Annotated in this window: 10 protein-coding genes; 5 read left to right on the plus strand and 5 right to left on the minus strand. The window is 53.1% G+C overall.

Annotated elements, in window-relative coordinates:
* Positions 1-757, minus strand: a 757-nt coding sequence (locus MVK46_RS07995) for a class I tRNA ligase family protein (RefSeq protein ID WP_297536152.1), incomplete at its 3' end; no start/stop codon positions are given.
* Positions 758-916: 159 nt separating this feature from the next.
* On the opposite strand from MVK46_RS07995, the gene yjjX reads away from it, so the two are divergent.
* The 3 genes from yjjX to MVK46_RS08010 all read left to right on the plus strand — a co-directional run bounded on the left by yjjX (position 917) and on the right by MVK46_RS08010 (position 2,451).
* On the plus strand, positions 917-1,459 hold the full coding sequence (gene yjjX, locus MVK46_RS08000) for an inosine/xanthosine triphosphatase (RefSeq protein WP_297536153.1): 543 nt from the start codon (positions 917-919) through the stop codon (positions 1,457-1,459).
* A gap of 157 nt (positions 1,460-1,616) precedes the next feature.
* Positions 1,617-1,970 carry a hypothetical protein gene (locus tag MVK46_RS08005; RefSeq protein ID WP_297536154.1) on the plus strand — a complete coding sequence of 118 codons (354 nt, stop codon included), beginning with the start codon at positions 1,617-1,619 and terminating at the stop codon, positions 1,968-1,970.
* Position 1,971: 1 nt separating this feature from the next.
* Positions 1,972-2,451, plus strand: coding sequence for a putative toxin-antitoxin system toxin component, PIN family (locus MVK46_RS08010; protein WP_297536155.1), 480 nt, complete (start codon positions 1,972-1,974; stop codon positions 2,449-2,451).
* Here the strand turns inward: MVK46_RS08010 and MVK46_RS08015 are convergent.
* The 3 genes from MVK46_RS08015 to MVK46_RS08025 are packed head-to-tail and all read right to left on the minus strand — an operon-like array spanning position 2,443 to position 4,042.
* Positions 2,443-2,826 (minus strand): hypothetical protein, encoded by a 384-nt coding sequence (locus tag MVK46_RS08015; protein ID WP_297536161.1) that lies wholly within the window; start codon positions 2,824-2,826, stop codon positions 2,443-2,445. The two genes, MVK46_RS08010 and MVK46_RS08015, sit on opposite strands and share 9 nt — an antisense overlap.
* Before the next feature lie 49 nt (positions 2,827-2,875).
* On the minus strand, positions 2,876-3,703 hold the full coding sequence (locus MVK46_RS08020) for a DMT family transporter (RefSeq protein ID WP_297536156.1): 828 nt from the start codon (positions 3,701-3,703) through the stop codon (positions 2,876-2,878).
* Positions 3,704-3,733: 30 nt separating this feature from the next.
* Positions 3,734-4,042, minus strand: coding sequence for a hypothetical protein (locus tag MVK46_RS08025; protein WP_297536157.1), 309 nt, complete (start codon positions 4,040-4,042; stop codon positions 3,734-3,736).
* Positions 4,043-4,146: 104 nt separating this feature from the next.
* Between MVK46_RS08025 and MVK46_RS08030 the strand changes: the two genes are divergently transcribed.
* Both MVK46_RS08030 and MVK46_RS08035 read left to right on the plus strand, forming a co-directional pair.
* Complete coding sequence (locus MVK46_RS08030; protein WP_297536158.1) at positions 4,147-5,871, plus strand: glycoside hydrolase; 1,725 nt, start codon at positions 4,147-4,149, stop codon at positions 5,869-5,871.
* Between the two features lie 43 nt (positions 5,872-5,914).
* A complete protein-coding gene (locus MVK46_RS08035) occupies positions 5,915-6,136 on the plus strand; it encodes a hypothetical protein (RefSeq protein WP_297536159.1) in 222 nt (73 codons plus the stop codon).
* Here MVK46_RS08035 and cca read toward each other — a convergent pair.
* On the minus strand, positions 6,059-7,066 hold a 1,008-nt coding region (cca, locus tag MVK46_RS08040), incomplete at its 5' end, for a CCA tRNA nucleotidyltransferase (RefSeq protein WP_297536160.1). The two genes, MVK46_RS08035 and cca, sit on opposite strands and share 78 nt — an antisense overlap.

Raw genomic sequence — 7,066 nt, forward strand, 5'->3', positions numbered from 1 at the left:
TCTCGACCCTGACCCTCGCGTAGTCGTACTCGGGGTGAACGGTAACCGCTAAGTTGGCCGGGAGCGTCCAGGGTGTGGTGGTCCAGATGAGGAGGTACTCGTTCTCCCTGCCCTCGACCGGGAACTTGACGTAGATGCTCGGGTCCTTCCTGAGCTTATACTCGCCGCGAACCTCGTGCTCGGCAAGAGCGGTTTCACAGCGGGGGCACCAGTGCAAAACCCTTTTGTCCTTCTCCAAAAGCCCCTTCTCCCAGGCTTTCTTCAGGGTGAACCAGCCCGATTCGATGTACTCGTTCTTTATCGTCATGTATGGACTGTCCCAGTCCATCCAGATTCCGAGCATCTTGAACTGCTCGGTCATTATCTTCAGGTTGTTGAGGGCGAACTCCTTACACTTCTTGATGAAGTTCTCAACGCCTATTTTAGTTTCGATGTCTTTCTTGGTTTTGAGCCCGAGGGCCTGCTCGACCTTGACCTCTATCGGCAGGCCGTGCATGTCGAAGCCCGGCTGTCTGCGAACGTTGTAGCCCTGCATAGTCCTGAAGCGGATTATCATGTCCTTGATTATCTTGTTCCAGGCCGTTCCGAGGTGTATTGCACCGCTCACGTATGGCGGTCCGTCGAGGAAGTAGTACTTCGGGCCGTTCGCCCTGCTGGCCTTGACCTTCTCGTAGGTGTCGTTCTCCTCCCAAAAGGCTTCTATTTTCTCCTCCAGTCTGTCCGGGTTGTACTCTTTGAGCTCCGGCTCCTTAATCATCCCAGAACCCTCCAGAAGTGATAGTTAAGGCTAACCCAGAAGAGGGCTCAAGCCTCGAAACGGGCGGAGCGAAGGATAAAACACTCCCCCCTCATAAGCCTCGGGCAGAGTTGGGAAGTTAGCTTATAAGGTTTTCTGCCGAGTTTTTTCGGTGGTGGCATGAGAATCGCGGTCGGCTCTACCAATCCGACGAAGGTTAAGGCCGTTGAGAACGTGATGCGGAGGATTTACGGCGACGTTGATGTCATAGGGGTCGAGGTTGACAGCGGCGTTCCCGACCAGCCGATTGGAATCGAGGAGATAGTGAGGGGCGCTATAAACAGGGCGAAGATGGCCTTAGAGAAGACCAACGCTGACCTCGGCGTCGGAATTGAGGCTGGAATTTATCCCTTCCCAGGAACGCTGACCGGCTACCTCGACGTCCAGGTCTGTGCAATCGTTAGTCCCGACGGCAGGATAACGATAGGCCACGGCCCCGGCTTCGAGTATCCGCCGGTTGTAATCGAGAGAATCCTTAAAGAGGGCGTTGAGGCAGGCGTGGCGATGGGCGAGCTCGTCAAAGACCTTGAACTCAAGAGGAAGGTCGGCGCGATAGGCATTCTGAGTAGAGGATTGCTCACGAGAACTGAGCTCAACGAGATTGCAGTCTTAATGGCGATGATACCGAGGATGAATCCGGAGTTGTTCTTCGGAAGAAAATGAGGCTGTGCCCTCCCCGACCGTCCCCCGGTCACTTCTCCCGGAGGCGTGAGAGGGGAGGGCGGTTAAGGTTAGGTCGGTGAGAATTTTAAGCTTTTGCGGAACTCACGGGCAAACATTGCCAACGGTATGGTTTTATAGCTCCCTTCATAAATAGTTGATGGGGAGAGGCATGGCATCTGATGTGAGCGCTATTGAGATGATGTTGAAGACCAATGAGAAAGCCAGACGCTCAGTTAGCGAATGGATTGTTCAGCTCGCGAGAAAGATTCATGAGAGTCCGGAGGATATAGTGTGGTTTTTTGAGATGCGGCAGCGCATGAGGGAACTTGAAGAGAAAGCTAAGAGGATTAGTGATGAAGAGCTGGAGCTTTGGGAGAAGGAAATAGAGAAAGAATTAGAGAACTCTGAACCAGTAGAGCAGAGCCTTGAAACGTTGATAGGGATTGGCGAGAGGAGTTTTAGGAAGTTCAAGCGCATCGAGGTGAAGCTGAGAGAATTAGGGGTTGTTTGAGATGGCGGATAAAATCAGGGTTGTTTTGGACACCTCGGTTCTGATTAGCGCATTGAAAACTAAAAATCCGAAACGTTCTCCGGCATGGAGGGTTCTTAAAGCGCTGAGGACTGGTGAGATTACGAATTTCATTTCAAAGGAAATAGCTGAAGAAATGCAGGAGAAATTACTTGTAATTGGCGACGAAGTTGGAAGGCCAAACGTTGCTGACTATATACTCACCCTTGTACTGAACAAGAGCATCATGGTTCGTCCTCGGCGAAAGTTCTCCGATGACCCTGAGTTCCTAAAGAACCTGAGGGACCCGAACGACGCTAAGTTCTTTGACGTGGCCTACGCCAAGAAAGTGGATTATATTATCTCAGAAAACACGAAACACATCGTCCGGATTAGGGATGAAGCTACCAAAACTTATCGTTTTGATGAAAGAAAAGTTAAAATCCTGAGGGCGGGAGAATTTGTAAGAGAGGCCTTACGATGAAGTCTTCTCCTCGACCTGCCTCTCCTCCTCGGGCTCGCCCTTTCTCTTGCTCTCGTTCTTGATGACCTGTATCACGTAGTCTATGAACTTTCTGACCTCCTCAAGCTCCTCCTCCGGGATGTCCTGAATCTTCTTGTTTTTGCTCTTGTAGGTGAGCAGTTTGAGAAGCGCGAGCCTTCCGAGGGCCGTCCTCGTGCTTATCTCCCCGTTCTTCCAGTCGCGCCAGATGGCGTTCGCTATGCCGTAGAACTCGGGGATGCTGTCGAGTCCAGGGTCTCCAACGTCTATAACTTCTTTCCCGAGGTACTTGTAGCGCCTCTCCTTTTCCTCCTTTGAGAACTCCTTGGTTTTGCTCCTAATGTACTCGTGCACCATAACCACCACCTCCAACTAAGAATGGCTTTCAAATTTTATTAACCTTTCGTTAATTTTTCCTGATTTCGTTCCAGACGCTCGCCATTATCAGGCCCGCCCCGAGGAGCGCCCTCCCCGTGAACCTCTCACCGAGCAGAATAAAAGCCGACAGGGAGCCGAATATTGGCTCCATGGAGTATATGAGCGCCGCCTTGTAAGCCGTCGTGTACTTCTGGTACTTGACCTGAAGGGTGAAAGCCACAACCGTTCCAAAGAGGGCCGTGTAGAGCAGTCCGAGCCAGGGGAGCAACTCCCTTGGAAAAACCTTGGGCTCGACCGCCAGCGCGAAGATTAAGGAAAAGACGAAGTTCCAGAAAATCTGCCAGAAGGCCAGGCTGAGGTAGTCCTTCTCGCCAAAGCGCTGGACGAGGACTATCTGGAATGCAAAGCTAACCGCGCAGAGGGCCGTTAGAAAGTCGCCGTAGCCGATGCTCGAGCTTGCCCCGGAGATGAGGTACAGTCCTGTGAGGGCGATGGCAAGCGACAGAACGTCTCTCGCTTTTACCCTCTCCCCCAGGAGGAAGTAGGCTATGAAGGGCGTGAAAACGACGTAGAGAGACGTTATAAAGGCAGAGTTCGACGCGGTGGTGTACTCAAGGCCCACAATCTGGAAGCCGTGGCCAAAGAATAGTGTAAGCCCGAGAAGGAAGCCCTCCCACAGGGTGTCATTTCTGAGGACCTTTGAGCGGAAGAGGATTAGCATTAGGAGAGACGCGATGCCGAAGCGGTAAGCTAAGAAGAGAATCGGCGGAAGGTAGTCCAGACTGACCTTCATCGCCGGAAAGGTGAAGCCCCACATTGCCGTTATCGTGAGAAGTATGAGCTCGGCCCTCTTCATCGAGCCGAGTTAAAAACGGAATTTAAAAAGCTACTCCCCCGGCACGTTGATGCATGACATGTTCATCGTCAGGAGCGTTTCAACGTAGCCGCTCTCGAGGCTCTCGCGAATTTTGCCGGACAGCTTTCGGAGTTCGTCCTCGGTGAGAGGTCTCTTAGTTCTCAGCCATTTTATCAGTCCATCCCTCTTGTCTAGGACGACAATCTCATCCTCCGTAACGAGGGGAACGTAGTTCATCTTGACGCCGTAAAGCTCCTCCGCAAAGGCCAGCTTCGCCCTTAAAAGTTCGAGGTAGTTGGCTAAATCTTCACCGAGAAGTTCCCTCAAGAGCCTCTTCATTCTCCCACCATCTGTGCTTTGCTGGACAGGTTTATTAACCTGTCGGGCAGATGTGGGTAGGAAAAGGCGATAAGGGTTGGAGACGTATCACTCACGGTGAGACCATGTTCATGAAGTACGCCCACCACTTTCACGCCTACCAGCCGGGCGACATAGTTTACGTTAAAAACGGCGACGGCTCCGGCCCGATAGAATATGAGGAGCGGAAAAGCCCGGTCGCGATTAGAATCGGTGATGAGGAGGTTAGGGGCGAGAACTGGACGCGGGCGATGCTCTACTCCTATGAGAGGATTTCCGATGTTCTCTCAAGGCTCAAGGAAGTCAGCGTCGATATCGAACCCTTCACGTTCCTCATGCTCCTTAAGTACAGGAGGAATGTCTTTGAAGATGCCGTTGAGCTCCTTAAGAACCTCGACGCCGTTCCGACGGTTCCATTCCATCCGATAATGCCCCATCTCGACGAGTTTGAGCAGAGAATTCTCGCAAGGGTTTCCTTTGACTTCTACTCCCCGCTGGTTGGCGGTAAGCCTGTAATCGGCTACTGGCTCCCGGAGGCTGTAATAACGAGAGAGACCGTTCAGCTCATTGAATCCCTTACCGATAGGAAGCTCGTCTTTCTGCTCGATGAGAGAGGGCTCCTCTACGACTTTCCGCAGGCGAAGTACTCGTGCAACCGCTACTCTAACTCCTTCGTCTTCGGCCGCGAGTGGGGCCTGAGCGACGCCTTTGCCTTCAACACCCTCGACGTTCCCGGCCTGGTGAGCGAGACCCTCTCTCGGAGGGACGATTACAAGGAGAATCTCGGCGTTCCCTACCTGGTCTTCACCGCGAGCGACCTCGAGAGCCTGCTCGGCAATCCGGCACAGCTCGAACGCTTCGTTGCATGGATGACTGGCCTTGAGGAAAAAGGTGTTGAACGGATTTCGGCGCCTTCCTTCGTCTGGAAGAAGCTCTCCGGTGAGTTCAAGCGGTTGGAAGGTGAGTGCTCCTTTGAGATGCCCGTCAAAGATTACTCCAGCTGGAGCGATTACTTTGATTTAAGCCTCGATGGCAAGACGAGCGATTCGCGCTGGCTTGGCTACCGGAGGGCCGATGGAAGGGTCTTCGCGAGGGAAATAAGCGGAAGAAAAATCTCCCAGCTCTGGAAGGTTGCATTTACGAGGCTCTTTGAGGAGCTTAACAGGGCGGTACGGCTCGGCGTCATAAAGGGCCTTAAAGAACTTAACGCCGACCCAGAGGAGTTCCTGGTAAGGTACGCGAGGGTCTTCTTCAGGGATTACTACGACTACTTTGGTCTGAGCACGTCGCTCAACTACGTTCTCGAACCTGTCAACGGCGATAGGGACGCCCTACCTCTCGGCAGGACCTACTACCTGATGCTGTTAGCGAACCACTCATGCCCGCGCTTCTGGGAGAACATCGACACCCGCGTTGCCTTCTCCAACGTCTCGGTAATGGTGAAGGCTCTGATTGAGCTGATGAAGTATTTTGACGGGAGGGAAATCCAGGGCCTTTTCATCGGGGCATATCTAAAGCTCCTCAACTTTGAGAACCTCTACCCTCTCTGGAACCTCTCCGCTATGCCCTCAATCGAGGGCTGGGAGACGAGTGAAGAGGCTTGGCTCAGAGCTCTGAAACCCGATGTTCCAACGAGCGGCTACAACGTCGTGACAAGGGCTTCCCTTTACGTTGGAAAGCGCGACCTGTCTGGAGAGCTGAGGGTCATCATTGAAGGTTACAACCTCGAGTGGGCCGTTGCTGACACGGGCCACATTCCCGGCGAAAGGCACGGTCTCTGGGAGAACCCGGATTACTGCCAGCATGGATAGGCTTATATTTTTGCCTATCCTAAACTTATAACCGGTGGTTTCAATGAAGGCCAGAAAACCAGTCGGTTTAAGGGAGTCGAGGCTGGTAGATTACCTTTCCAGGGGTTTCGATGGCAGGAAGTACTTCGAACTCATGGAGGTGCTTGAGCGGCTGAAGAAGGTTGCTGGCAGAAAGGGGTTCCTGCTCCTACTCCTTGAGATTCCACTTCTCTCTGCTCAGGAAGAGATAGGCCTCCTCCTCCAGCTCCTTGGGGACGTAGTTTAGCAGGACATCGGCTTTTCTCACGGCCTCCCTCATGCCCTTTCCTAAAGCCACCTGGTTCTTCTCAAGGAGTTCAAGGATAACATCCACAACACTCTCACGGACGGTCTTCTCGGAGTAGAGCCTCTTTCCAATGACCCAGACCTTCTCGTTCTTCAGGTAGAAGTTCCGTCCCCTCTCGGTGAAGAACTCCGGGCCAGGCTTAATCTTCACCCGCTCCCTTTTTTCCCTGTCGAGTTCGAGCATTATGAAGGCCTTGCTCTTTCTCCCGACGTCCCAACCGAGAACGCGGAAGCCTTCCCTCTCAAGGGCCTTCTCGAAGCCCCTCGCGCTCCTCTCCAGCTGGGGTAATAAGATGTCGTCCACCATATCGGGGACATCGATTAGGAGCGTCACAAGGGCTGTTCCCCTCTTCCTCAGCTCGTCGAGGTAGCTCCCCTTGAGTTTCTTCTGTGGGAAGAAGAACCTGACCGAGGGATTCTCGAGGAACTCCATGCTCTTGAAGTAGAAGCGCCCGTACTTCTCCCAGCTCAGGTTGGCCGAAACGTTCCGCCTCGGGTCGACGGGGTCTATCACTATCAGCGGTCTGTCCTCCTCGGTTTCCCTCTTCACTGTCCTGAGCGCGATTTCCGGTTCTTTCCTCAGCCAGTCCGCTGGGTCTATTATCTTCTGTCTCAGTATGAAGTCCGTCCTCTCGACCACGTCGAGGAAGGAGCCGTACTTGATGACGAGGATTTCGGCCAAATAGCCGGAAAAGCCCCTAACGTAAATCTCGCTTCCATATGCGTTGATGCCCTTCAGGAAGCGCTTGAGAAGCCTTACCTCATCGTTCCGTCCGTTCAGGTTCTCGTTCACCCACTTTGTGTGGAGTATCGAGCGGTCAACGGCGGTTCTAACGTCCCTCCAAGTTCTGACGTCGTAGCAGGGAACCAA

The sequence above is a fragment of the Thermococcus sp. genome, from assembly GCF_027066465.1.
Lineage (GTDB): Archaea > Methanobacteriota_B > Thermococci > Thermococcales > Thermococcaceae > Thermococcus.

Bases quoted from the DNA above. Each gene is read 5' to 3' on its own strand.
- MVK46_RS08025 (WP_297536157.1), bottom strand. From the start codon at position 4,042: ATGAAGAGGCTCTTGAGGGAACTTCTCGGTGAAGATTTAGCCAACTAC.
- MVK46_RS08005 (WP_297536154.1), top strand. From the start codon at position 1,617: ATGGGGAGAGGCATGGCATCTGATGTGAGCGCTATTGAGATGATGTTG.
- MVK46_RS08015 (WP_297536161.1), bottom strand. From the start codon at position 2,826: ATGGTGCACGAGTACATTAGGAGCAAAACCAAGGAGTTCTCAAAGGAG.
- MVK46_RS08010 (WP_297536155.1), top strand. From the start codon at position 1,972: ATGGCGGATAAAATCAGGGTTGTTTTGGACACCTCGGTTCTGATTAGC.
- MVK46_RS08020 (WP_297536156.1), bottom strand. From the start codon at position 3,703: ATGAAGAGGGCCGAGCTCATACTTCTCACGATAACGGCAATGTGGGGC.
- yjjX (WP_297536153.1), top strand. From the start codon at position 917: ATGAGAATCGCGGTCGGCTCTACCAATCCGACGAAGGTTAAGGCCGTT.
- MVK46_RS08030 (WP_297536158.1), top strand. From the start codon at position 4,147: ATGTTCATGAAGTACGCCCACCACTTTCACGCCTACCAGCCGGGCGAC.
- MVK46_RS08035 (WP_297536159.1), top strand. From the start codon at position 5,915: ATGAAGGCCAGAAAACCAGTCGGTTTAAGGGAGTCGAGGCTGGTAGAT.